General features: G+C 71.3%; 16 protein-coding genes. 11 read left to right on the top strand and 5 right to left on the bottom strand.

Annotated elements, in window-relative coordinates:
* Positions 1 to 100: 100 nt before the first annotated feature.
* Positions 101 to 1,453, bottom strand: coding sequence for a spinster family MFS transporter (locus tag IDM40_RS19065; RefSeq protein ID WP_216631014.1), 1,353 nt, complete (start codon positions 1,451 to 1,453; stop codon positions 101 to 103).
* A 233-nt stretch (positions 1,454 to 1,686) separates the two neighbouring features.
* Here IDM40_RS19065 and IDM40_RS19070 point away from each other — a divergent pair, with 233 nt between their 5' ends.
* Positions 1,687 to 2,340 carry a TetR/AcrR family transcriptional regulator gene (locus tag IDM40_RS19070; protein ID WP_193123382.1) on the top strand — a complete coding sequence of 218 codons (654 nt, stop codon included), beginning with the start codon at positions 1,687 to 1,689 and terminating at the stop codon, positions 2,338 to 2,340.
* Between the two features lie 18 nt (positions 2,341 to 2,358).
* Here the strand turns inward: IDM40_RS19070 and IDM40_RS19075 are convergent, their stop codons facing one another.
* Positions 2,359 to 2,727, bottom strand: a complete 369-nt coding sequence (locus IDM40_RS19075) for a type II toxin-antitoxin system HicB family antitoxin (protein ID WP_193123383.1) — start codon at positions 2,725 to 2,727, stop codon at positions 2,359 to 2,361.
* A gap of 599 nt (positions 2,728 to 3,326) precedes the next feature.
* Between IDM40_RS19075 and IDM40_RS19080 the strand changes: the two genes are divergently transcribed.
* A complete protein-coding gene (locus tag IDM40_RS19080; protein ID WP_193123384.1) occupies positions 3,327 to 4,856 on the top strand; it encodes a long-chain-fatty-acid--CoA ligase in 1,530 nt (509 codons plus the stop codon).
* An 88-nt stretch (positions 4,857 to 4,944) separates the two neighbouring features.
* Here the strand turns inward: IDM40_RS19080 and IDM40_RS19085 are convergent, their stop codons facing one another.
* Positions 4,945 to 6,126: a lactonase family protein gene (locus IDM40_RS19085; protein WP_193123405.1), complete on the bottom strand. Its 1,182-nt coding sequence runs from the start codon at positions 6,124 to 6,126 to the stop codon at positions 4,945 to 4,947.
* Positions 6,127 to 6,660: 534 nt separating this feature from the next.
* Here IDM40_RS19085 and IDM40_RS19090 point away from each other — a divergent pair.
* The 8 genes from IDM40_RS19090 to IDM40_RS19125 all read left to right on the top strand — a co-directional run bounded on the left by IDM40_RS19090 (position 6,661) and on the right by IDM40_RS19125 (position 14,122).
* Complete coding sequence (locus tag IDM40_RS19090) at positions 6,661 to 7,677, top strand: ABC transporter substrate-binding protein (RefSeq protein ID WP_193123385.1); 1,017 nt, start codon at positions 6,661 to 6,663, stop codon at positions 7,675 to 7,677.
* Between the two features lie 135 nt (positions 7,678 to 7,812).
* Entirely contained in the window at positions 7,813 to 9,099 is a 1,287-nt protein-coding gene (locus IDM40_RS19095; RefSeq protein ID WP_193123386.1) for an ABC transporter ATP-binding protein, read from the top strand.
* Positions 9,096 to 10,874, top strand: coding sequence for an ABC transporter permease (locus IDM40_RS19100; RefSeq protein ID WP_328807066.1), 1,779 nt, complete (start codon positions 9,096 to 9,098; stop codon positions 10,872 to 10,874). The genes IDM40_RS19095 and IDM40_RS19100 overlap by 4 nt, the downstream gene beginning before the upstream one ends.
* A 92-nt stretch (positions 10,875 to 10,966) precedes the next feature.
* A complete protein-coding gene (locus IDM40_RS19105) occupies positions 10,967 to 11,749 on the top strand; it encodes an HAD-IIA family hydrolase (protein WP_193123387.1) in 783 nt (260 codons plus the stop codon).
* 232 nt (positions 11,750 to 11,981) lie between these two features.
* Positions 11,982 to 12,449 carry a globin domain-containing protein gene (locus tag IDM40_RS19110; RefSeq protein ID WP_193123388.1) on the top strand — a complete coding sequence of 156 codons (468 nt, stop codon included), beginning with the start codon at positions 11,982 to 11,984 and terminating at the stop codon, positions 12,447 to 12,449.
* Between the two features lie 97 nt (positions 12,450 to 12,546).
* Complete coding sequence (locus IDM40_RS19115; protein WP_193123389.1) at positions 12,547 to 13,191, top strand: pyridoxamine 5'-phosphate oxidase family protein; 645 nt, start codon at positions 12,547 to 12,549, stop codon at positions 13,189 to 13,191.
* Positions 13,192 to 13,348: 157 nt separating this feature from the next.
* Positions 13,349 to 13,624: a type II toxin-antitoxin system TacA family antitoxin gene (locus tag IDM40_RS19120; RefSeq protein WP_193123390.1), complete on the top strand. Its 276-nt coding sequence runs from the start codon at positions 13,349 to 13,351 to the stop codon at positions 13,622 to 13,624.
* A 6-nt stretch (positions 13,625 to 13,630) separates the two neighbouring features.
* Positions 13,631 to 14,122 (top strand): GNAT family N-acetyltransferase, encoded by a 492-nt coding sequence (locus IDM40_RS19125; protein ID WP_193123391.1) that lies wholly within the window; start codon positions 13,631 to 13,633, stop codon positions 14,120 to 14,122.
* 37 nt (positions 14,123 to 14,159) lie between these two features.
* Here the strand turns inward: IDM40_RS19125 and hrpA are convergent, their stop codons facing one another.
* Positions 14,160 to 18,125, bottom strand: coding sequence for an ATP-dependent RNA helicase HrpA (gene hrpA, locus IDM40_RS19130; protein WP_193123392.1), 3,966 nt, complete (start codon positions 18,123 to 18,125; stop codon positions 14,160 to 14,162).
* Positions 18,126 to 18,504: 379 nt separating this feature from the next.
* Between hrpA and IDM40_RS19135 the strand changes: the two genes are divergently transcribed.
* Positions 18,505 to 19,356: an endonuclease domain-containing protein gene (locus IDM40_RS19135; protein WP_235997747.1), complete on the top strand. Its 852-nt coding sequence runs from the start codon at positions 18,505 to 18,507 to the stop codon at positions 19,354 to 19,356.
* Positions 19,357 to 19,423: 67 nt separating this feature from the next.
* Here IDM40_RS19135 and IDM40_RS19140 read toward each other — a convergent pair whose 3' ends face one another.
* On the bottom strand, positions 19,424 to 25,549 hold the full coding sequence (locus IDM40_RS19140) for a type I polyketide synthase (protein ID WP_193123393.1): 6,126 nt from the start codon (positions 25,547 to 25,549) through the stop codon (positions 19,424 to 19,426).
* Between the last annotated feature and the right edge of the window lie 7 nt (positions 25,550 to 25,556).

Consider the following 25,556-nt stretch of genomic DNA (forward strand, 5'->3'; position numbering starts at 1 on the left):
TGCCGGGGGTGGGAGGGGCCGTGCGGCGTGTGCCGCACGGCCCCTCCTGTGCCCGGCCCGGTCGGTGCGGGTGCAGGGCTACGCCGATCGGTGCGGGCGGTCAGGCGTCGTCGCTCTCCTGCAGGGAGTCGCGCATGCGCTGGTGGTCGCGGCGCACGTACCGGGTGGCGGCGAACAGTCCGAGCGCGGCGATGAGCAGGCCGGCGGGGATGACCACCATCAGTCCGGTGTGCAGCCCCACGGCGCCGGCCTCGGCGGCGGAGAGTCCGTCGGCGACGGCGTCCGCCGTGAAGCGGTCGGAGAGCGCTCCGGCCACGACCGGCCCGAACGCCCCGCCCATCAGGTAGGACGCGGCCAGGTACAGGGCGAAGGCGGTCCCGCGCAGGCGGGGGCCCACGACGTCGGCGATGGCCGGGTAGGCGGCGGTGAAGAACATGTACTGCAGCAGCCACCCGGCCGAGAAGATCAGCACGAACAGCCCCACCGAGTCCGGCCCGAGCAGGAAGGCGCCGAAGGTCAGGGGCGCGGCCAGGGACAGCGCGACCGCACCGGTCAGGACCCGTCCCACGACGGAGGCGCGGCTGGCCCAGTCGGCGATGCGTCCGCCGAGCGTGAGGCCGATGAGCCCGGTGACACCGATGGTGATGCCGGCGTAGATCCCGCCCATGGACATGCTGGTGTCGAAGTAGCGCTGGAACAGGGGGACGCTGAAGGTCGCCACGGCGTAGGCGGAGACCTGGATCCCGATCCCGGCGATGGAGAGCCACCACAGGGTGGGCACGGCCAGGAGCCGGCGGAAGGGTTTGTCCCCGCGGTCGGTGGCGCGGTCGGCCTCGGTGGACCCGCGTTCCGGTTCGCGCATGAACAGCATGACCACGGCCAGGAGCAGACCGGGGATCGCCGCGAGCACGAACGCGGCCCGCCAGCTGCCGAAGGCCTCGGTGATGGGGCCGACGGTGAAGAAGGCGAGGGTGAGGCCGACGGGCAGGCCGAGCTGGAAGAGCCCGGTGGCCCCGGCGCGCTTCTTCGAGGGGTACATGTCCCCGATGAGCGAGTTGGCGGCGGGCGCGAACGCCGCCTCGCCCACCCCGACGAGCAGGCGGATCACGACCAGCATGATGAACCCGCCGGCCATCCCGGTCGCCGCCGTGAACAGGCTCCAGGCGACGAGGCCGATGACGAGGATCGCCTTGCGGGAGTACCGGTCGGCCAGCCGCCCCAGGGGGATGCCGAAGAGCGCGTAGACGATCGTGAAGGCCGCGCTGATCATGCCGATCTGGGCGTCGGTGATCGAGAACTCGGCCTTGATGGGTTCGGTGACGATCGCGGGGATCGTGCGGTCGTAGAAGTTGAGCAGGTTGGCGAGGAAGAGGAGGACGATGATCACGCGCGGGTCGGCGAGGGTGCCGCGCCGCGTGTCGGCGGCGGTGGCGCGCGAGTCGGGGAGGGCCAAGTCAACCTCCGGGGGTGGTGGGTCGTGCGTGAGGCCGCGGCCCTGCGGCGCCGCACTCGCCCGTGTGGCGTGGGACACAGTATGGGAGAGGTGTGGTCGACCCACAAGAGTCAGGAACGCACGCGTTCCAGATTTTCCCCCGCGCCTCCGGGCCGACGGATCTATGGTGTTCGGCCCGGCCCGGTTCCCGTGGGCCGGCCTCGAATCCCCCGAAATCCCCTGGAGAGGACACAGTGACCCGACAGGACCGCCCGTCCGCCGCCCGCGGCGCAGCCCGGAACTCGACCTACGGCGGACGCTCCCACGAGGAGCGCGCCGCCGACCGCAGGTCGCGCTTGAAGGACGCGGCGCTCGAGCTCTTCGCCGCCCGCCCCTTCGACGAGGTGACCGTCGCCGACGTGTGCTCGCGCGCACGGGTGTCCAAGCGGCACTTCTACGAGGAGTTCGACGACCGCCGCGACCTCATGCGCTGTCTGCACCGGGAGCTGATCGACTGGCTGTTCGAGGGCATCCACCGCGGCGCCCCGGAGAACCCCGACGGCCTGGAGGAGCTCTTCCGGGGGATGATGTCCGCCTGGGTGGGGCTGCTGCGCGAGCACCCCGACCGGGCGCGGGTCATCTACATCAACGCCCCGCGCATGGAGATGCGGCGGCGCGGGCTGATGCGCCGCACCGCCGAGCTGTTCGGGCGCCTGTCCCGCAGGGTGCTGGACCGGCCACGCGACCGGGTCCGGAACGAGCGTGTTCAGCTGGCGATGGTCTCGGGCTGCACCCAGGTGGTCATCGACTGGATCGAACGCGGCATGGTCGACGACCCGGACGCCCTGGTCGACCATCTGACCGGCGCGTCCGTGGCCCTGATGCGCCACCTCGAGGCGGAGGGCTGAGCACCTGCCCCGAACGCCTCACCCGCCGGACGCGTCGCCGACCGAAGCCCCGGCACCGGCGGGACCGGAGAGACGGGCCGAGACCAGGCGGTTGAGCGAGACGTTCTGCTCGGCCGCCTCGATGGCCAGTTCCCGGTGCACCTCCGGGGGCACGCGGACCATGAACTTGCCGGAGAAAGCCCGGTCCGCGATCGCTTCGGGCGGCTGCTCCCCGGAGTCGAGCATGTCCTCGACCACGTCGGCCGCGAGCTCCTGGATCCCCGTGAAAGCGGCGGAGCGGTCGCCTTCGAGGCACGACAAGGAAGGGAACTCGGCGACCGTGCCGAGGTAGGCCTGGTCCTCGGCCGACCAGCGCACACGGTAGGCGTAGTGGCCTGCTCTGCCCATCACTGCTCCTCCAGCCTGTCGATCGCGGCGAGAACCTGCTTCACCTGGTACGGCTTCGCCGAGGGCCTGTTTGGTGGACGCCTTCCGTCGCGAGCGGCGCAACCAGTGGTGCTATCGCAAGGCCGAAGAAGGAGTCGGCGGCCACGCCGTCGACTGATGAGAACGCTGCGAGAGTGCCGCTGGGGCGACGCGCAGCAGGTAATCGGTGTTCGCCAAGCAGGCCCTGGCCCTTGAAGTTCTGGATGTCGACGCGGGGGTCGCCCGGCCAGGGCATTTTGTAGATCTCGTGAGAGCCCTTGGCCCGTCGGGGATCTCCGAAGTAGTGCCTGCACACGCGTTGAAGGTCGGCGAACCTCACGGAGGCCGGCTGGTTCCGCATGCGTGCGAGGAGGTCGTCAATACTGGCCACGTCGAAAAAGTATCAGTATTGATACTACGCGCGAGGGCGTTTCACCGCTACACCCGACCCGGAACGGCGACTCCGGGGCGACGCAATCCCCTGTGCGTCAGATCACACGCGTGGTAGCGTCCGGGCCATCAGGTACGAGTGCGTTCCCGATGGCTTCGAGTGAGCCCTCACCCCCCGGAAGAGGTCCGCGTTGAGCTTCAACCTCGCCAGCATCCTGACCGAGTCCCGGATCGCCCACCCCGACAAGCCCCTCTGCCACACCGACGAGGACGCCACGCTCACCTACGCCGATGTGGACGAGGCGTCCGGCCGCGTCGCCACCGCCCTTCTGGAACTGGGACTGGAGCGGGGCGACCGGGTCGCCGTGCAGCTGCCCAACGTGCCCGAGTTCCTGTTCACCTACTTCGGCGCGCTCAAGGCCGGGCTGGTCCTCGTCCCGCTCAACCCGCTGCTCAAGGCTCCCGAGATCGCGCACCACCTCCACGACTCCGGGGCCCGGGTCTTCGTCGCGCACACCCGGGCGGCCGAGACCGCGCTCAAGGGGGTGGAGGCCGCAGTCGCCGACGGGCTCGCCCGGCCTCAGGTCCTGCTGGCCTGCGGCGGCGACCGGCCCGAGGGGACCACGGACTTCGACGCGCTGCTGCGGGCCGAGGACTGCGGCGAACCGGCCGCGGTGCAGGCCGGCGACACCGCCGTGCTGCTCTACACCAGCGGCACGACCGGGCGGCCCAAGGGCGCGGAGCTCACCCACGTGCAGCTCTACATGAACTGCACCGTCTCCGGGGAACAGCTCGGGCTGCGCGAGGACGACGTGAGCCTGGCGGTCCTGCCGCTGTTCCACGCGTTCGGGCTCTCCAGCGTGCTCAACGGGGCGGTACGCCGAGGCGGCACGATCGTGCTGGTCAAGCGGTTCGAGCGGGACGCCGTCGTGGCGGCGCTGGCGAAGTACCGGTGCACCATCTTCGCGGGGGTGCCCACCATGTACCAGGAACTGTTGCGCGCCGACACCTCGGGCGTGGACCTGTCGTCGCTGCGCATCGGCTCGTGCGGCGGGGCTCCCATGCCGGCCGAGGTCATGCGCGAGGTCGAGGAGACCTTCCCCGGGATCGTGGTCCTGGAGGGGTACGGTCTCTCGGAGACGGCGAGCAGCACCACGGTCAACACCAGCGCCGAGGAGCGCAAGGTCGGCTCCATCGGCCGGCCCATCTGGGGCGTGCGCGTGCGCGTGGTCGACCCCGAGGGCCGCGAGCTCCCGCCGGGGCGGGACAACGTCGGCGAGATCGTCGTTCGTGGCCACAACACCATGAAGGGGTACTGGAACCGGCCCGACGCGACCGCGGAGGTGCTGCGCGACGGCTGGTTCCACACCGGCGACCTCGGCCACTCCGACGAGGACGGTTACTTCTACGTGGTCGACCGGAAGAAGGACCTCGTGGTGCGGGGCGGATACAACGTCTACCCGCGCGAGGTCGAGGAGGTCCTGTACGAGCACCCCGACGTCACGGGCGCCGCGGTGGTCGGGCGCCCGGACGAACGGATGGGCGAGGAGGTCGTGGCCTGCGTGGTGCTGGGCCCCGGGTCGGCGGCCACGGAGGAGGACCTCGTCGCGTTCTGCAAGGAGCGCATGGCCGCCTACAAGTACCCCCGGGAGATCCGCCTCATGAGCGCGCTGCCGACCGGGCCGACCGGCAAGATCCTCAGGAAGGAGTTGCGGGCGTGAGCCCGCGGGCCGTCCCGGAACGCAAGGAGCTGCGCGCATGAACCCACGTGCCGCCCCGCTCCCGCGCGGCTGAGACCGCCCCGACCCGTCAGCCCCCGGGCCGCTGCCCCCGCCGGATGCGGCGCAGCGGTACCGGGAGCACGCACACCGGGTCGGGCAGCGCGAGCCGGTGCCCGGTGTCGGCGGGGATCCCGGTTTCGGGGTCCAGGCGCAGGGACATGAGGGAGCCGCCGTTCTGCGCGGCGGCGACGAGGTGGTCGGGTTCGTCGCGGTGCCCCCGAACGACGGCGAAGTGGCGCGGCCAGGCCCCGACCGGGGTGTCGGCGAGGTGTTCCGGGCGCGCGCCGCCGTCGCGCAGGGCGAAGGTGGAGACCGCGTCCGCCCCGCGGTTGCACACGTACAGGCGGTCGCGGTGGAGGGCGAGTTCGGCGGGGAAGTTCGTGCCGGCGGCCTCCTCCGCGGTGGCGGGCACCGACCCGAGGTACTGCGCGTGGTCGATGTCGCCGGTCCAGCGCACCACGTGCACACGGGAGTCGAGTTCCCCGGTGACGTACACGTGCCGGCCGTCCTGGGACAGGGCCATGTGGCGGGGGCCGGAACCGGGTGCGAGCCTCACCCGCCCCTGGATCCCGCCGGGGACGAACTTCATGCCCGGACCGGACCCCTCGGACGGCTCTCCGGTCTCGGGCGGGACCTTCTCCCCCACCCGGTACGCCCGCAGCTCGTCGGTGCCCAGGTCGGCCACGAGCAGGGTGCACAGATCCGGATCGACGGTGTCGGGCACCAGCAGACTGCTGTGCGCGTGCGGGCCCTCCTGCCGGTCGGGGTCGGGCCCGTGGCCGGTGTGCTCGAACAGCTGCCACGGTTCGTGCTCGCCGGAGTACACGTCGGGCTCAGACCGGCGCCCGCCGTCGGGGCCGAAACCGGCCACTGCCACCCGGCCGTCCGCGTAGTTGGCGACGACGGCCTCGTGGTCGCCGAGCGCCAGCACGTGGCAGGGCGAGGAGCCGTGACTGGGCTCGGAGCCGAGCTCGGTGAGGCCGCCGTCGTATTCGATACGCAGCGCCGTGACGGTCCCCTCGGCCCGCTCCCCGACCGCGTAGATCCACGGCCGGTGGGCGTTGAGGGCGAGGTAGGAGGGCCCGGTCAGCCGCGCGGCCACACCCCCGTCCTCGAACTCGCCGGTGTTCGGGTCGAACCACACCCGGTACACGCCCTCGCCGCGGCCCGCCGGTTCGGAGCCCGGGGTGTAGGTGCCGACGTAGAGCATGCGGCGCCCGGTCAGCGGGTCGGCTTCGGGGGACGCCGGGTGCGGCGTGGGGCCTGCGTTCACGTGGGACCTCGTTCCCGGGGGTTCGGTCGTGTCACGTGGTCTATACCACGGGAAGGTCCCCCGGGGAGGGGCTCGGGCGAGCCCTCCGCCCCCGACGGCGCCGCCACGGGGGTTCCGGTCCGACCGTCCGGACCGGGACCCGCCCGCATTCCTCCGGACGCCCCATCAAAAATCAGCAACACGGACAACAGGAAAACATCACATTTTCGGCCACGAACCAAAAAGTACATGGGACGACGTTTCTACTACCCATTCTCTTGACGAAGCTATAGGAACCTGCTTATTGTCCGAAATCCGAACAGAACCGGTAGCGAACAACGCTTCCCCATCAGGAGGCACCCTGTTGGCATGCGGCCCCCGCTGCCATGTGCCCGGTGAGCGCTGCCTGACCCGTTCGGGGTTCCGCGCGGGTGCCGGGTTGGTCCGAGAGAGCGGCCACCCCCGTTCCCGGGCCGTGTGAGAGGAGCGCAGATGAACAAGGGCTTGAGGCTGACGGCCGCCGCCGGTGCGGTCGTGCTGGTCAGCTCCGGCTGCGGGGGTTTCGGAGGCGGCGACGACGCCGTGATCAACTTCTATTCCCCCGAAACGCCGGACATGACCCAGGAGCTGGCCGACGCGTTCATGGAGGAACACGACTACGAGGTGGAGGTCAACTACTCGGGCACGAATGAACTCGTGAACGAGATGATCGCCGAGTCCGACAACCCCCAGGGGGACGTCTGGTACGGGGGCGGCGGCTGGATGCCGTTCGAGAACGCACTGAACCAGGGACTCATCGAGCCCTACACCCCCTCCACCGTCGAGGACATGGAGGAGACCCGGGGCGACATCCCTGTGCGCCACGCGGACTGGGGCTGGACCGGCGCCGAGCTGTTCGTCCTGGGGCTGGCCTACAACCCCGAGGAGATCGACGAGGACGAGCTTCCGCAGACCTGGGCGGAGCTGGCCGACGACCGTTGGGCGGGCGAGCTGCAGTTCCCCAACCCGGCCGCCTCGGGCACCGCCACCCTGCTGGTGCTCAGCCAGCTGATGGAGATGGGTGAGGAAGAGGGCTGGGAGTACCTGGAGACCCTGGCCGACCACGCCACCGCGATCCCGGACTCCGGCGGGGCCCCGACCGAGGCCATCACGACCGGGGAGGCCAACATCGCGGTGGGTTACGACTTCATGGCCTACCAGCACGCCGACCGCGGCGAGTCGGTGGACTTCCACATCCCCGACGAGACCCCGGTCCTGGTCAACCCGATCGCCCGGATCAGCGACGGGCCCAACCAGGAGGGCGCCGAGGAGTTCATGGACTGGATGATGTCCACCGAGGGCCAGCAGATCCGCGCCGACTGGCAGCACATCCCACTGGACGAGGACGTGGAGGCCAGCACCCCGATCACGATGGAGGAGGTCGAGGCGCAGGCCCAGGACCTGGACGTCGACTGGGTCGTGGACAACTACGACGACGCCCGCGACGAATGGCGCGAGCGGATCGGCTAGGGCGACCCGCTCCGGTGAGCGGATTCCACAGCGTGCCGCAGGTGCCGGCCCCGGCCCACCCGCACAGTCGGGCCGGAGCCGGCACCGTCTCTGCGGGGGGCGGCCCCGCTTCAGCAGCTGCCAGGAAGGTGAACGATGGTATCCGTCAGTCTGCGGAACCTGTCCAAGAGTTTCGGCTCGGGAGCCAACGCGACCGTCGCGGTCGACGACGTGGACCTGGAGATCGAGGACGGCGAGTTCTTCGCCCTCCTGGGCCCCTCCGGCTGCGGCAAGACCACGACCATGCGCTGCATCGCGGGCTTCGAGAGCCCGACCCGGGGCGAGATCTGGATCGGGGACCGGTTCATCAACGATGTTCCGCCGCACAAGCGCGACACCGGCATGGTGTTCCAGAGTTACGCGCTCTTCCCCCACTACGACGTGTTCCAGAACGTGGCCTACGGCCTGCTGATGCGGGACCTCTACAACGGAAGGATCAGCGCGTTCGCGGGGCTGTTCAGCAAACGCATCGCCCGTTCCTCCCCCGCGATCCGTGAACAGGTGCACGAGGCGCTCGACCAGGTCGGGCTGGTCGGTTATGACAAGCGCCAGGTGAGTCAGCTGTCCGGCGGCCAGCAGCAGCGTGTGGCGCTGGCCCGCGCGCTGGTGCGGCGCCCGGCCGTGCTGTTGATGGACGAGCCGCTGTCCAACCTGGACAAGAACCTGCGGATCCAGATGCGCGACACGATCCGCCGCATCCAGCGCGAGGTCGGCATCACCACGATCTTCGTGACCCACGACCAGGAAGAGGCCATGGGCATGGCCGACCGGGTCGCCCTGATGCGCGACGGCCGTCTGGAACAGGTGGACCGGCCCACCGACCTCTACGACCGGCCGAATTCGTCGTGGGCCGCGCGTTTCGTGGGCTCTTCCAACATCGTGGACACCACCGTGGAGAAGGCCGACGACGCGGGCGCCGAGGTGCGGCTGGGCGGCCAACGGGTACGCGTGTCCGACTGCGGGGCCGCCGTCGGCGACGGGGTTCGGCTGATCATGCGGCCCGAGGCGCTCTCGGTCCGGCCCAGGGACGGCGCCGGACCGGACCCCGGGAACACGTTCGACGGCGCGGTCACCAAGGTGACCTACCTCGGGCCCAACATCGTCTACACGGTGGACATCGGCGCGGCCGACGGTGCGCCGGCCGCCGGAACGGAGGGCGCCGGAGCCACGGAGGCCCCGGCGGCACCGGAGGCCCCGGGGGCAACGGAAGGCGCGGAGGGGACCGGGGCCGCAGGCGACACGGACGTGCTCACCGGAACCCGGCAGCTCGTCGAGGTCACCGACACCTTCCGGGGCGCCGACGCGCTCCTGTCCGTCGGTACCGAGGTGCGGTTGTCCATCGACCCGGACCGGATCATCGTGGCCGAGGGGGGTTCGTCGTGAGCACCGCAGTGGCCGATCCGCCCGGGGGCGAACAGCCCTCCCCGGCAGCTCCCCCGCCGGGGAGGAAACGCCGCCAGCGCTCCTTCCACCTGGACCTGCTGGCCCTGTGCAGGGTCCTGGTGCTGGGTTTCTTCACCCTGTTCCTGATCATCCCGCTGCTGTCCATGGTGGTCGTGGCGTTCACCGGCGAGACCGTGAACATCTTCGGTTCGCTGGTGGACGGGGAGATCCGCGACCAGAACATCTCCGACCTCGGTGGCGCCTCGTTCGCCACGTTCATCGAGACCGTCGGTTCGGCGCAGAACATGGAGGCGCTGCGCAACAGCCTGCTGTTGGCGCTGGGCGTCGCGCTGCTGGCGATGCTGCTCTGCACGCCGATCGCCTACGGTTTCGCACGTACCGCGATGCCGTTCAAGCGCACCCTGGGTGTCCTGTGCACGATCCCGATGGTGGTCCCCACGTTCGCGGCCGCGGGCGGTTTCATCACCATGTTCGGCCAGGCCGGCTGGGTCACCGGACTCTGGCAGCAGGTGGGCGGCTCGGGCCAGCTCATCAACCCGTACTCGATGACCGGGCTCGTGCTCGTGCTGCTGTTCTTCCTGTTCCCGTTCGCGTTGTGGCCCATGGTCGCGGCGTTCCGGATCAGCAGCGCACAGGTGGAGGAGGCCTCCTCCAGCCTCGGCGCGCGTTCGGTGATCACGTTCCTGACCGTGACGCTCCCGCTGGCGCTGCCCTCGCTGCTGTCCGCGCTGCTGCTGATCTTCGCGACGACCTTCAGTGACTTCGGCGCCGCGATCATCCTGGGGATCGACGGTCTGAACCTGATCGTGGTGCAGGCCTACCGCGAGATCGCCGGCTTCTACAACTGGGCGGCGGGCTCGGTCCTGGTCATGGTCATGGTCGTGGTCGTGGCGCTGTTCTTCGCCCTGCAGCGCATGGTCCTGCGGGGACGCGACTACGGCACGCTCAGCGCACGCGGGGGGCAGCCGGCGCCGCTGGTCCGCCACCGCGGGCTGTGCACCGGCCTGTCGGTGTTCACCACGGCCTTCACCCTGATCCCCGTGCTGTCGCTGGTGTCGGTGCTGGTGCTGTCCTTCGCCACGACCTGGCGCGGCACGCTCCTGCCGGACAGCTTCACCCTCGCGCACTACGAGCGGGTGTTGGACCGGTCCTGGGGCGCGATCGCGAACAGCCTCACCCTGGCCGGCGGCGCGCTGCTGATCGCGCTGTTCGTGGCGTCCACGGTGGCCTACTACACGGTGCGCCACCGCGCGGCCGGTCTGGACTTCCTGGCGACGATGCCGCTGATCGTGCCCGGTATCGCCCTGGCGCTGGCGCTGATGCAGACCTTCAACACCCAGCCGCTGGCGCTGTACGGCACGGCCCTGCTGCTGGTGGTCGGGTACGCGATCCGCCGCTTGCCCTACATGGTGCGTCCGACGGTCGGCGCCATGCAGGCCATCGGTACCGATGTCGAGGAGGCGGCGCGCAGCCTGGGGGCCAACCGGATCACCGCGGTGATGACGACGGTGCTGCCGTTGCTGCGCCCCGCGTTGTTCGCCGGAGGCATCCTGGTGTTCGTCACGGTGCTCAAGGAGACCAGCCTGACCGTGCTGATCGCCCCGTCCAACTGGGAACCGATGAGCCGCGACATCTTCAACAACCTGCTCCGCGGCGAACGCTACCCGGCCGCGGCGATGTCGGTGATCCTGCTGGTGATCGTGATCAGCCTGCAGCAGATCGCCTACAAGTTCAGCCGCAACTCGCTGTACTGAACGGCGGCCGACGACGCACCGCCGGATGATCGGGGATGTGCCGCTCGTGGCGAACACGGGCGGCACATCGTGTGTGGAACGGAGTGCAGTTCATGCCCGGTCTCGTTGTGGACCTGGACGGCACCGTCTACCGGGGGGAGAGCCTGATCCCGGGCGCCGACTCCGCCCTGAGACGGATACGCGCGGCCGGACACCGGGTCGTGTTCGCCACCAACAAATCCGTGGAGCGCGCCCGGAGCAACGCCGACAAGCTCACCGCGCTGGGGGTACCGGCCGACCCGGACGACCTCGTGACGGTCAACGACGTCCTGGCCCGGCACCTGATGCAGCGGCTGGGCCCTGAGCAGCGTGTCCTGGTGGTCGGCGAGGCCCCGCTGCACGAAGAACTGACCGCTGCCGGGCTGACCACGGTCTCGCGGTGGGAGGAGGCCGATTCGGTGGCGATGGGGTGGGACCGGAACCTGGACTACGCCACGTTCAACGCGGCGTTCCAGGCCGCCCGCCGGGGCGCCTACGTCGCCGCCACCAACCCGGACCCCACGTGTCCGGTGGAGGACGGCGAGCTCCCCGACTGCGGGGCCCAGATCGCCGCCCTGGAGACGGCCCTGGGGCGGGACGTGGACATCGTGGTCGGCAAACCGGCCGCCACGATGGCGCGCGCGGCCGCGGCCCGGCTGGGTCTCGCGCCGGAGCAGTGCTGGATGGTCGGTGACCGTCTGGCCACCGACATCCGGATGGCCAACGAGGCGGGCCTGTCCTCGGCCCTGCTCCTCAGCGGGAGCACTCCGGCGGAGCGGACGGGGGACGGTCCGTGGCGCCCGGACCGGGTGTGCGCGGACCTCGCCGAGTTCGCGGACTGGTTCCTGGGGCAGTGACACGGGGGCCGCGGTGGACGGAACGTGATGGGGCAGCCACGGTGCGACGACTCTCCGCGTCTTAGCGAATCTGTTACAGTTCCTCCCCAAAAGACCGAAGTGGCGTGTCCGAAACCCGGACAGGCTGTTTCGGTCGGCCCGTCCCCCCGGCCGCTCACCATCCCCTGGGGCCCTCTTCGGGTCTCCGGTCCCGGGCTTCCTTTCTCCTGTCTCCCGCACCCTGGACCCGTCCGTGACACTCCGTTCCCTCTCCGACGTACCGCTCCCGAGCCAGGACGTCATCGACCTGGTGCGCCACTCCGTCGTCGGCCTGCCCGAAGGCTCGACGCGGCTGGCGACGGCCTTCTACGACAACCTGTTCTCCATGGTCCCCGAGGTCAGGGACATGTTCTCCGAGGACATCGGGCCCCAGGAACAGCGCATGGCCGACGCGCTCATCGCCGTCGTGCAATACCTGGACACCCCCGACGACATCGCCGACTACCTGCGTGAGCTGGGGTACCAGCACTACAGGGAGCTCGGGGTGCGCGCCGAGCACTACCCCCACGTCGGCCGGGCCCTGATCCGCGCGGTCAGCGACGTCTCCCCCACGTGGTCGTCCTCGATGAGCTCGGCGTGGGTACTCGTGTACCAGTGGATCACCGCCCACATGATCGCCGGTGCCGAGCGCGCCGCCGCACGCTCCGGACCCCACGCGTAGGCTCCCCCGGGCGGTCGGAACCGTCGGCCCCTGCCCCGGCCCCGCTCGACGCCCCGCTCCCCGCTTTTCGCACACCCACCGTCGAAAGCCCTCGCACATGACACAGGACAGCCAGATCCCCCTCCCCGGCTCCCAAGGCGAGCACCGCGTCCAGGAGGCGATGGGGACCTCCGACCGCGCCTCCCGGTTCTACCGGGACCAGATGCTCGACCACCTGAACCCGACGATGCGCGAGTTCATCGCCCAGCAGGAGATGCTGTTCATCGCCACGTCCGACGCCGGCGGCGAGTGCGACTCGAGCTTCCGCGCCGGACCGCCCGGGTTCGTGCACGTCATCGACGACCGCCTGCTGGCCTTCCCCGAGTTCCGCGGCAACGGGGTCTTCGCGAGCGTGGGCAACGTGACCGAGAACCCGCACATCGGACTCATGTTCCTGGACTTCGAGCGCGAACGCATCGGCCTGCACGTCAACGGCCGTGTGCGGATCATGGTCGACACGGAGCTGCGCCCCCGCGTGCCGGGCCTGCCGCAGCCGCAGGTGCCGGGGCAGAAGGCGCTGGCGTGGATGGTGGTCGAGGTCGAGGAGGCCTACATCCACTGCCGCAAGCACATCCCCCACCTGCGCAAGGTCGGCACGGAGGAGGCGTGGGGCACCGACGACACCCTGCGCAAGGGCGGCGACTTCTTCGGCTCGAAGAAACAGAACGAGGAACGCCGCAACGCCGCGACCGGCCGGGTCTGAACCGGACCGGAGGCGGGGTGCCGACCGGGCCGGGTCGGCGCCTCGCCTTTTTCGTGCATCGGATGACCTGTGTTTTCCGTACAACTGCCGTACAATCGAGGTGCTTCGCGGTCCGGGACGGGAAACCCGGCCGAGCCCCACACCGGAAGGCCCACCCATGAGCACCGCCACGGAACGCCTGGAAGTCAGAGTCAGCCAGGAGGACAAGGAGCTCCTCCTCGAAGCCGCACGCCTCAGTCACGAGTCGACCTCGAAGTTCGTGGTCCGGGCCGCGCGTGAAGCGGCGCAGGAGCTCGTGGAGCGTGAGCAGTCCGCCACGGTCCCCCCGGAGTTCTTCGACGCCATGATCGACTCGCTCGACGAACCCGCCGAGCCGATCGAGGAGCTCTCCGCCGCCGTGCGCAAACACCGCTCGACCGTGAAGAAGAGGTAACCGTCCGTGTTCGCCTGCCAGTCCCTCAGCCGGGAGCACGACCTCGACCGATTCTCCTGCGGCAAGGAAGAGCTCGACACGTGGCTGCGCAGAAGCGCGCTCCACGCCCGCTCCAACAACACCGCCGCCACGTTCGTCTGGTGCGAAGAGGGCCGGAGAGAGGTCGCGGCCTACTACTCCTTCACGTCCCTGACGCTGGAACGCGAGGAGCTGCCCAAACCCATGGCGCGGGGCGGCATGCAGCGGGTCCCGGCGGTGCTCCTGGCCCGGCTGGCCCTGGACACCCGTTACCAGGGGCAGGGCCTGGGCCCCGTGCTCCTGGTCGATTCCTTCGAACGCGCTCTCACCGGGAACGAGGTCTTCGCCGTGCGTTTCTTCGTCATGGACGCCCTCGACGAGGAGGCCCACACCTTCTACGAGAAGCACGGGTTCCGGGGGATCCCCGGAAGCATGCGCCTGTACAGGAAGATGAGCGACATCGCGCGGACCATGGCGTGAGGCTCAGCCCCGGGGCCGCGCGGACCCCGGGGGCGGGTCACTTCTTGCCGGCGGTCTTGACGGCCTCGATCGCCTTGGTGATGCGCTTGTCGGAGACCGGGTAGGCGGTGCGCAGCTCCTGCGCGAACAGGCTCACGCGGTACTCCTGCAGCATCCACCGCAGTTCGACGACGTCCGGGTCGGCCTCGCGTCCGGGCTTGAGCCGCCCGCGCACCTGGCGCACGGCCTCGGACATCTGCACGACCTTGGCCATGTTCACCTGGTCGCGGCGCGGGTTCTCCGGCAGCTTGTCGAGGCGGTACTCGATTCCGCGCAGGTAGCGGTGCACGTCGTCCAGGCGCGCGAGGCCCGCGTGGGTGACGAACCCGTCGAAGACGAGCTCGCCGAGCTGGCCCTGCACGTCGTTGAGGGAGGGCAGCACGGCCATGGAGGTGCTGCCCTTGACCTTCTTGGAGACCTTGCGCCACAGCACGAGCACCCGCGCGGCCTTGTCGAGGATCTCCGCGAGGGTCTCACCCAGGTCGGTGCGCACCTTCTCGGCGAGGGAGGCGAAGGCCTCGGCGTTCCACACCGGGCCGCCCTCGCGGGCGAGCAGGTGGTCGACGGCTGCTTCTTCGGCGTCGGCGAGCATCTTCTTCACCGACCCGTGCGGGTTGTCGGCCAGCGCCAGCTTGTCGGGGTTGTTGAGCCCCTTGCTGACGGCGTGGGCGACCGAGGGCACGGTGAGCAGCAGCAGGCGGCGGGTTCCGGCCCGCATGGCGGCGCGCTGCTCCGGTGCGGTGTCGAAGATGCGGATCGCGACGCTCTCGCCCTCGTCCACCAGCGCCGGGTAGCCCTTGACGTTGGGACCCAGCGCCTTGCGTTCGAGCGTCTGCTCGAGGGTGCCGAAGTCCCAGGACGTGATGCCCTGGCGTTCCACACCCTTGGCCTCGGTGACGATGGCCTCGCGCAGGCGCGGCTTGAGCTTGACGCGCAGCTTCTCCAGGTCCTTGGACTCGGCGAGCGTGCGCTGCTTGTCGTCGACGGCCCGGAACGTGATGCGCAGGTGGTCGGGCACCCGCGTCAGGTCGAAGTCGCCGGCCTTGACACGTTCGCCCGACATCCGGCCGAGCTCGGCCGCCAGCGCCTCCAGCAGGGAACCGCCGGCCGGGTCGAGGCCGCCGCGCGCCTTGGCGGCGTTGTCGGGCACCGGCACGAAGTTGCGGCGCAGGGGCTTGGGCAGCGACCGGATCAGTGCGGTGACGAGTTCGTCACGCAGGCCCGGGATCTGCCAGTCGAAGCCCTTGTTCTCGATCTGGTTCAGGTACTTGACGGGCACGTGCGCGGTGACGCCGTCGGAGTCGCTGCCGGGCTCGAACTGGTAGGTGAGCGGGAAGACGAACGGCCCCTGGCGCCAGGTGTCGGGGTAGTCGTCCTCGCTGACCTCGTCGACACCGTCGTTGATGAGCTCGTCGCGGGTGAAGTCGAGCAGCTCGGGCTCGGTGCGGCGCGCCTTCTTCCACCAGGAGTCGAAGTGGGCGGCCGAGACGACGTGATCGGGCACGCGGCGGTCGTAGAAGTCGAAGAGGGTCTCGTCGTCGACCACGATGTCGCGGCGCCGGGCGCGGTGCTCGAGGTCCTCGACCTCGTCCAGGAGCTTGCGGTTGTCGTGGAAGAAGTGGTGCCGGGTCTCCCAGTCGCCCTCGACCAGGGCGCGGCGGATGAACAGCTCCCGGGACAGCACCGGGTCGATCTTGCCGTAGGAGACCTTGCGCTGGACCACGATCGGGACGCCGTACAGGGTCACGCGCTCGAAGGCCATGACGGCGCCGCGCTTGCGTTCCCAGTGCGGCTCGCTGTACTGGCGCTTGACGATGTGGCCGGCGAGCTCCTCGGCCCACTCCGGCTCGATCTTGGCGACCATGCGGCCCCAGAGCTTGGAGGTCTCCACGAGCTCGGCGGCCATCACGTAGCGGGGTTGTTTCTTGAACAGCGCGGAACCCGGGAAGATCGCGAACCGGGCGCCGCGTCCACCCTGGTACTCGTGCTTGTCGGGGTCCTTGAGGCCCACGTGGGACAGCAGCCCGGCCAGCAGCGACATGTGCACACCGCGCGGGTCGGCGGCGTTCTCGCTCGGGGCGGGCACCTCGATGTCCATCTGGCGCAGCACCTGCCGGAGCTGGCCGTGGATGTCCTGCCACTCGCGTACGCGCAGGTAGTTGAGGTACTCCTCGCGGCACAGCTTGCGGAACTGGTTGCCGGAGAGCTCGCGCTGCTTCTCCCGCAGGTGCTTCCACAGGTTCAGGTAGGCGAGGAAGTCCGATTCCTTCTCGCTGAACCGGGCGTGCGCCTGCTGGGCCTGCTGCTGTTTGTCGGCGGGGCGCTCGCGCGGGTCCTGGATGGACAGCGCGGAGGTGATGACCAGGACCTCGGGCAGACAGCCGCGTTCCTCGGCCTCGAGCACCATCCGGCCCAGGCGCGGGTCGACGGGCAGCTGCGCCAGGCGGCGGCCGGCCTTGGTCAGGGAGCGCTTGCCGCCCTTGTTCGTGTCGCCGGCGGCCAGGGCGCCGAGCTCCTCGAGGAGGTTGACGCCGTCCTTGATCTGGCGGTGGTCGGGCCCGTCCACGAACGGGAACGCGGCCACGTCGCCCAGGCCGAGGGAGGCCATCTGCAGGATGACCGAGGCCAGGTTGGTGCGCAGGATCTCGGGGTCGGTGAACTCCGGCCGGGAGAGGAAGTCCTCCTCCGAGTACAGGCGGATGCAGATGCCCTCGGACACACGGCCGCAGCGGCCCTTGCGCTGGTTCGCGGAGGCCTGCGAGACCGCCTCGATGGGCAGCCGCTGGACCTTGGTGCGGTGGCTGTAGCGGGAGATGCGAGCGGTGCCGGGGTCGATGACGTACTTGATCCCGGGCACGGTCAGCGAGGTCTCGGCGACGTTGGTGGCGAGCACGATGCGCCGGCCGCGGTGGGAGCTCCACACCCGTTTCTGCTCGGCGGCCGACAGGCGTGCGTACAGCGGCAGGACCTCGGTGCCGGGGAGCTTCTGTTTCTCCAGGGCCTCGGCGGTGTCGCGGATCTCGCGTTCGCCGCTGAGGAAGACCAGGACGTCGCCGGGCGCCTCCTTGCCGAGCTCGTCGACGGCGTCGAGGATCGCCTGGGTCTGGTCGCGGTCGGTGCCACCGCCCGGGTTTTTTTCTTCCGGGTCGAGGATCTCGTCGCTGACCGGCCGGTAGCGCACCTCCACGGGGTAGGTGCGGCCGGAGACCTCGACGATGGGGGCGTCGTCGAAGTGGCGGGAGAACCGCTCGGGGTCGATGGTCGCCGAGGTGATGACGACCTTGAGGTCGGGGCGCTTGGGCAGGAGCTGCTTGACGTAACCCAGCAGGAAGTCGACGTTGAGGCTGCGTTCGTGCGCCTCGTCGATGATGAGCGTGTCGTACTGCCGCAGCATCCGGTCGTGCTGGATCTCGGCCAGCAGGATGCCGTCGGTCATGAGCTTGACCACCGTGTTGCTGCTGGAGGAGTCGGTGAAGCGCACCTTGTAACCGACGGTCTCGCCCAGCGGGGTCCCGACCTCGTCGGCGATGCGTTCGGCGACGGTGCGGGCCGCGAGCCGGCGGGGCTGGGTGTGGCCGATGGTGCCCATCACGCCCCGGCCCAGCTCCATACAGATCTTGGGGAGCTGTGTGGTCTTGCCGGACCCGGTCTCACCGGCCACGATGACGACCTGGTTGTCGCGGATCGCCTCGGCGATGTCCTCGCGCCGGTCGCTGACCGGGAGCTCCTCGGGGTAGTGGAGCTCGGGCAGGGACTCCCGGCGCAGCTGCACCCGCAGTTCGGCCTCGTCGGTGTCGCGGGCGATCTGCGCGAGCACGGACGCCCGGCGGCGCTCGTCCCGGATCTTCTCCAGACCGTCCAGCCGCCTGCGCAGGCGGTGCCGGTCGGCGGGCATGAGGTCGCGCAGCCGGGCGCGCAGGGCGCCGGGGGTCGGTTCCGCGGTCGCGGGCGTGGTGGTGCTCATCAGTAGTCAAGGGTAGAAGGCCGGGCAACCGGTTTTCCCGGGCACCCGGGGCGCGGGGTGCGCCGTGGGGTCCAACACGCGTGCGGGCGCGGGTGTTCCTGTGCGGTGCTTTCCAGCGGGGATCTTGCTACTGGAGCCGACTTCGGCGCTGAAATGTGCTCTGGTAGCAAGATCCCCGGGGGTTATCCACAGGGGGAAAGCGGCTCTGCCGGAAAGACCGACGCCTCTGCACGCTGGTGTCATGGAGAACACCACCGTGACCAGCCCGTGCTTGCCGGGCATGCCTCTCGCACCTGTCCACTCGCCCCTGAGCAGGATCCTCCCGATCGCCGGCCGCCAGTTCGGGGTGTTCAGTTGGCACCAGGCCCGGGATGCAGGGTTGAGTAAGAGCGATGTCCGCGCCCTCAAACGCGACGGGACGCTCCGGCACCCCTACACCGGGGTCTACGCCTTGCGAGCGCTGGAAGAACGCGCCGATGAGCGACAGCTTCTCCGGTCGTCCGTCATGGCAGCCCAGCTCGCACTGGGTCCGCATTCCTTCGCCGGGGGAGAAACAGCGGCCCACCTGTGGGGTATGCAAGGGCTGCCGCCCTGGGACGGCCACACCGTCCACATGGTGATCCCGGCGCTGGGTGCGCAACGACACCACCACCACGTCACACTGCACAGCTGGCAGGTCGGTCCGGAGGAGGTCGCGAGCGTGGACGGGACGATCCGTGCCACCACCCCCGACAGGACCTTGCGCGACACCGTTCTCCGAGTGGGACGTGCCGCCGCGGTCTCCCTCCTCGATTCGGCCCTGCACCAGAAGCTCATCCTGGAAGAGGGCCTGGAGGAACTGGAGGCCGCCAACAACGGCCGCAAAGGATGTGTTCGGTCCCGCCCTTGGTGGGGCCTCGCGGACGGACGTGCGGAGAGTCCGCTCGAGACACGTGTCCGTCTCATCTGCACGGACGGGGGTCTGCCGCCCACCGATCTCCAACACCGTTTTTTCGACGCCGACGGACGTACTCTCGCCATCACCGATTTCTGGTGGGAAGGGCTGCGCCTGATCGGGGAGGCGGACGGCCTGGCCCCGCACAGCCTCCCCGAAGCGCTGGCCAAGGACCGCAAGCGCCAGAACGCGCTGCAAGCGCTGTACCCGGGTGTGCGGATCGCCCGCTTCACCTGGGACGACCTGAAACGCCCGGGCTACATCCTCTCGGTCATCGCCAGGTCCGGCCGCCGTTGACCGAGCAGGATCTTGCTACCAGAGCAGGGTTCAGCGCTGAAATTGGCTCTGGTAGCAAGATCCCCGGTCAGAGGTTCTGCGCCAGCCAGGTGTGCACGGCCTCGGCGGTGGTGGGGCCGTGCTCCTCGAGCATGGAGATGTGGTCGCCGGGCACGTCGACGGGCACGTGCTCGCGCGGCCAGTCGAAGCGCCAGTCCGGGCCGCCGACGGGGTTGCCGTCGCCGTCGCGCACCTGTTCCTCGGGGCGCACGAGCAGCAGCGGCATCGTGAGCTCGCCCGGGGTCCAGTCCGCGAACAGTTCGAGGTAGCGGCCCATGGCGGTGACGCGGGCCGGGTCCATGAGGCCGAAGCGGCGTTCGCGTTCGACCACGCCGGACTCGATGACGGGCATGGTGGTGCGGTCCTGCGGGGTGGGGGTGTCCATGAGCACGACCGCCTCGGGTGCGTGCTCGCCCCGCTGGAGGCGTTCGGCGACCGCGTGGGCCATCCACCCGCCGGAGGAACGGCTGACCAGTACGAACGGGTCGTCCCCGGCCAGGTCGAGCACGGCCCGTGTCTGGAGGTCGACGGCGGCCTCACGCGTGGCGGGCAGGGGCTCGCCGGGCGCGAACCCGGGTTGGGGCAGCACGGTGGTGTCGCGTTCGCCCTTGAGCGCGCCGCCGAAGCGGGCGTACTCCTGCACCCCGGAGACCATGACCAGCGACGGGAGGCAGATCAGCCGCGGGCGTGCGGGCCCGGTGGCGACCTCCACGGGACGCGGGGGCGTGCCGTAGTCCTCGGGCCCGGTGAAGGCGGGCCGGAACGCGGCGGCCGCGCGGATGAGGGTGATGCCGTCGTCGATCCGGCCGCGCACGCACGCGTCACGGAACAGGGCGACCACCCCGTCGAGCCCGGCCTCGGCCCCGGCGGGTTCGGGGGCCGCGGGTGCCGGGGCGCCGCCGTTCCCGGAGGGCAGCTCGGAGTCCAGGTGCCGGGCGAGCGCCTCGGGGGTGCGGTGGGTGAAGACCGCCCCGGAGGCCAGGCGCACGCCGGTGGCCTCCCTCAGGTCGCCGCGCAGCTGCACTGCGGTGAGGGAATCCAGGCCCAACTCGAGGAAGTCGCGGTCGGCCGGCACGTCGGCGGGCCCGGGCAGGCCCAGGACGTCGGCGGTTCCGGAGCGCACGAGGTCGAGGAGGGCGTCGGCGCGCTGTTCGGGCGGCAGGGCGGCCACGTCGAACTCGGCGGCCTTGGCGGCCCGGCGCCGGGGCGGTGGCACCAGGGCGCGGTACACGGGTGGGACGGTGCCGCTGCGTTCGGCGCGCGAGCGCAGGCCGGCGGTGTCCACGGGCATCGGCATGAAGTAGGGCGCCGGGAGGTCCAGGGCGTGGTCCATCAGGCGCAGCCCCTCGTCGGTGCCGAGGAGGCGGGCCATGCCGATGCGGGAGAGCCGGGCCAGGTCGGCGGCGTCCAGGTGGGCGCTCATGCCGCCGCGCTCGGCCCACAGGCCCCAGGCCAGGGAGGTGGCGGGCAGGCCGTGGGCCCGGCGGTGGTGGGCCAGGGCGTCCAGGACGGCGTTGGCGGCGGCGTAGTTGGCCTGGCCCGGGCTGCCGAGCACGTTGGAGGCCGACGAGAACAGGACGAACGCCTTCACCGGCTGGTCGAGGGTGAGCCGGTGCAGGTGGAGGGCGGCGTCGGTCTTGGGCGCCATGACCCGGTCGACGTGGTCGGGGGTCAGGGACGCCAGGGCGCCGTCGTCGAGGGTGCCGGCCAGGTGGACGACGCCGACCACGGGGCTCTCGGCCCGGGCCAGCGCGATGCGCAGGGCGTCGGGGTCGGAGGCGTCGCAGGCGGCGAAGTCGGCGCGGGCGCCCAGTCCCTCCAGGGCGGAGGAGAGTTCCTGCGCGGCGGGGCCGTCGGGGCCGCTCCGGCTGAGCAGGAGCAGGTCGCGGGCGCCGTGGTTGCGCACGAGGTGGCGGGTGACCTCGGATCCCAGGGTGCCGGTGGCACCGGTGACGACGACGGTCCCGCCGGACAGGTCGGTCGGGCCCTCCCCCTCGCTCTCCTCGGGCGCGGCGGTCTCGGCGCGCACGAGGCGGGGCACGTGCGGCGTGCCCCCGCGCAGGGCCAGCTGCTCCTCCCCGGTGGCCAGGGCGGCGGCCAGGTGCGGGGCGCCGGAAGCGGTGTCGTCGAGGTCGACCAGGACGAACCGGCCGGGGCGTTCGGTCTGGGCGGCGCGCACGAGCCCCCACAGGGACGCGTGCTCGAGGTCGGTGACGTCCTCGCCGGGCAGGACGGGGACGGCGCGGCGGGTGAGCACGACCAGCGGGGTGTCCTCGCGGGTGTCGTCGTCGGCCCATCCCTGGAGCAGGGCGAGCAGGTCGCGGGTGGTGCGGCGGGCGTTCTCCGGGTCGGCGCCGCCGTCGCCGCCGAGGCCGAGCACCGCGGTGGTGCCGGCGGGCAGCGGGGCGCGCGGGTCGGGTTCGTGCACGGCGTCCAGGTGGGCGCGCAGGCCGAGCCGGTCGTCGCCGATCACGGTCAGGTTCGGCAGCCCGGTGATGCGCGGCTGCACCGGGTTCCACGCCAGGGAGTACAGGTCGTCGGGCGCACCCAGGTCGATGCGTTCGGGCAGGGGGCGCACGGCCAGGGACGCGATGGAGGCGACCGGCTGTCCGGCCGGGTCGAACAGGTCGAGCGTGTACTCGTCCTCGTCGAGCGAGCGCACGCGCACGCGCAGGTCGGTGGCGCCCTCGGCGTACAGGGTGACGTCGGTCCAGGCGAAGGGCAGGCGCACCCCGGCGTCGGTGGTCAGGGAGACGGTGTGCAGGGCCGCGTCGAGGAGCGCGGGGTGCAGGCCGTAGCCGGCGGCGTCCCCGCGCAGCGCCTCGGGCAGGGCGACCTCGGAGTACACGGTGTCGCCGTCGCGCCAGGCGCCGTGCAGTCCCTGGAACGCGGGACCGTACTCGTACCCGAGCTCGGCCAGACCGGCGTAGAGCCCGTCGAGGTCGACCGCTTCGCCCTCCGGCGGCCAGGAGGTCAGGGCCCGGGGCGCGGGCGCTTCGGCGGGGACGAGCAGGCCGGTGGCGTGCTCGGTCCAGGCGGCGTCGGGGGCCTCCTCGGGGCGCGAGTGCACACGCACGGTGCGGTTGCCGGAGGGTTCCGGGGGCGAAAGGGTGATCTGCACACGGGTGCGGCCGGGCAGCGGCAGCGGGGTGTGCAGGGTCAGGTCGGCGACGCTCTCCCCGGGGGCCGCGGCGTGCTGCACCATCTCCCAGAACGCGGCGCCGGGCAGGAGCACGGTCCCGGAGACGCCGTGGTCGGTGAGCCAGGGGTGGGTGTCGGGCCCGATGCGGCCGGTCAGGACCTCTCCCCCGGCGCCGGGCAGCTGCGTGCGCGCGCCCAGCAGCGGGTGGCCGGCCTCGTCGATGCCCTCCGCGGACAGGGCGCGCCCGCCGCCGGTGGGGGCGAGCCAGAAGGTGCGGTGCTCGAACGCGTAGGTCGGGAGGTCGACGGTGTGCGCCCCGGGGTGCACGGTGTCCCAGTCCAGGGGCAGGCCGTGGGCGTGGGCGCGGGCCAGGGAGGTCGCGAACCCGTCGGTGCCGCCGTGGTCGCGGTGCAGGGTGGAGAGCACGGCGGTGCCCTCGATGCCGGTGTCCTCGAGGGTCTGGGCGACGCCGTAGGAGAGTACGGGGTGCGGGCCGACCTCGACGAAGGCGGTGTAGCCGTCCTCGCTCATGGAGCGCACGGCCTCCTCGAGCCGGACCCTCCCGCGCAGGTTGCGGTACCAGTAGGCGGGGTCGAGGCCGGCGGTGTCGAAGGCCTCGCCGGTGACGGTGGAGTAGAACCCGGTCTCGGCGGTGGTGGGTTCGATGCCGCGCAGGCTGTTCAGGATGTCGTCCTCGAACGGGACGATGTGGTGGCAGTGCGAGGCCACGTCCACGTCGATGCGCCGGTGGTGGATGCTCTCCTTCTCGCACACGGCCACGAGTTCGGTGACGGCGTCGGCGTCGCCCGCGGCCACGACGGCGTTGGGGCCGTTGACGACGGCGACCTCGATGCGGCCCTCCCAGCGTTCCAGCATCTCCTCGACGCGGGTCACGGGCAGGGACAGGGCGACCATGCCGCCGCTGCCGGACATGCGGCCGAAGAGCCGGCCGCGGCGCACGACGATGCGGGTGGCCTCGTCGAGGGTCAGGGCACCGGCCACGTGGGCGGCGGCGATCTCACCCTGGGAGTGGCCGACGACCGCGCTGGGGGTCAGGCCGTGGTCGGCCCAGAGCTTGGCCAGCGAGACCATGACCGCGAACAGGGCCGGCTGCACGACGTCGATGCGGCCGGTGTCGGGCGCGTCGGGGCCGCCCCGGATCACCTCGGTCAGCGACCAGTCGACGTAGGGGGTCAGGGCCTTCTCGCACTCGTCGATGTGCGCGGCGAAGCGCGGGGAGTCCTCGAGGAGGCCGCGCACCATGCCGGGCCACTGGCCGCCCTGGCCGGGGAAGACGAAGGCGACGCGGTGGCCGTTGCCCGCGCGCCCGCGCACGAGGGCGTCGTGATCCTCCCCGCGGGCGAGCGCGGCGAGGGCCTCGCGGCGTTCGGTGTCGTCGGCGGAGACGGCCACGGCGCGGTGGTCGAGCCCTGCGCGTGCGGTGGCCAGGGTGTGGCCGACGGCGGCGGGGTCGAGCCCGGGGTGGGCCTCCAGGTGGTCGAGCAGGCGCCGGGCCTGAGCGGAGAGCGCGTCGGGGGTGTGGGCGGACAGCGGCCACAGGACCGGGCCGGTGTGCCCGGAACGCTCGGCGGTCCCGGATCCCTCGGCCGGGGCCGACGGCGGCTGTTCCAGCAGGGCGTGGGCGTTGGTCCCGCTCATGCCGAAGGAGGACACCCCTGCCACACGCGGGCGGTCCACCTCGGGCCACGGGGTGTGCTCGGCGACGGGCAGCACCGTGCCCGGGGACCAGTCGACCTCGCGCGTGGGTTCGTTCAGGTGCAGCGTCGGCGGGACCCGGTCGTGGTTGAGCGCCATGACGGACTTGATGAGCCCGCCCACGCCCGCGGCGGCGACGCTGTGGCCGATGTTGGACTTGAGCGAACCCAGGAGCAGGGGCCGGTCGGCGGGGCGCCCGCGGCCGTAGACGTCCATGAGGGCGCGCGCCTCGATCGGGTCGCCCAGCGGGGTCCCGGTCCCGTGCGCCTCGACGGCGTCGACGTCGGCCCCGGCGAGCCCGGCGTCGGCCAGGGCCGAACGCAGCAGGCGGCGCTGGGCCAGGCCGTTGGGTGCGGTGAGGCCGCTGCTGGCGCCGTCCTGGTTCACGGCGGTGCCGCGGACCACGGCGAGCACGGGCAGGCCGAGGCGTTCGGCGTCGCTGAGCCGGGCCAGCAGGATCATGCCGGCGCCCTCGCACCAGGCGGTGCCGTCGGCGGAGGCGTCGAAGGCCTTGGCGCGGCTGCCGGGCGAGAGGGCGCGCTGGCGGCTGAAGGAGAGGAACGCGCCGGGGTCGGAGAAGACGGTCGCGCCGCCGGCCAGCGCCAGGGTGCACTCCTCGCGGCGCAGCGCGGTGACGGCGGAGTGCAGGGCGACCAGGGAGGAGGAGCAGGCGGTGTCCACCGACATCGCGGGCCCCTCCAGGCCCAAGGTGTAGGAGATCCGGCCGGCGGCCACGCTCGTGGCGGTGCCGGTGGCGAGGTGGCCCTCGAGGCCGTCCTCGGCGTGGCTGGCACGCGGGCCGTAGTCGGGCGCGGTGATGCCGACGTAGACGCCGGTGTCGCTGCCGCGCAGGGAGTCCGGGTCGAGGCGGCCGCGTTCGACCGCCTCCCACGCGGTCTCCAGCAGCAGGCGCTGCTGCGGGTCCATGGCGGTGGCCTCCTTCGGGGAGATCCCGAAGAAGGCGGCGTCGAACTCGCCGGCGTCGTACAGGAACCCGGCCTGGCGGGCGTAGGTCGTGCCGGGGGTGTCGGGGTCGTCGTCGAAGATCCCGTCGAGGTCCCACCCGCGGTCGGTGGGGAAGTCCCCGACCGCGTCGGTGGCGCCGTCGACGAGCTTCCACAGGTCCTCGGGGGTGCGTACACCGCCGGGGAAGCGGCAGCCCATGCCGACCACGGCGACCGGTTCGCGGGAGGACTCGGTCAGGCGCCGGTTCTCCTTCTTGAGGCGCTTGACCTCCTTCACCGAGTCGCGGAGGGCCTTGACGACCTTGTCGTTGCTGTCCGTCGTCTCCGTCATGCGTTTC

Source organism: Nocardiopsis coralli (assembly GCF_014892575.1).
Taxonomy (GTDB): Bacteria; Actinomycetota; Actinomycetes; order Streptosporangiales; family Streptosporangiaceae; genus Nocardiopsis; species Nocardiopsis coralli.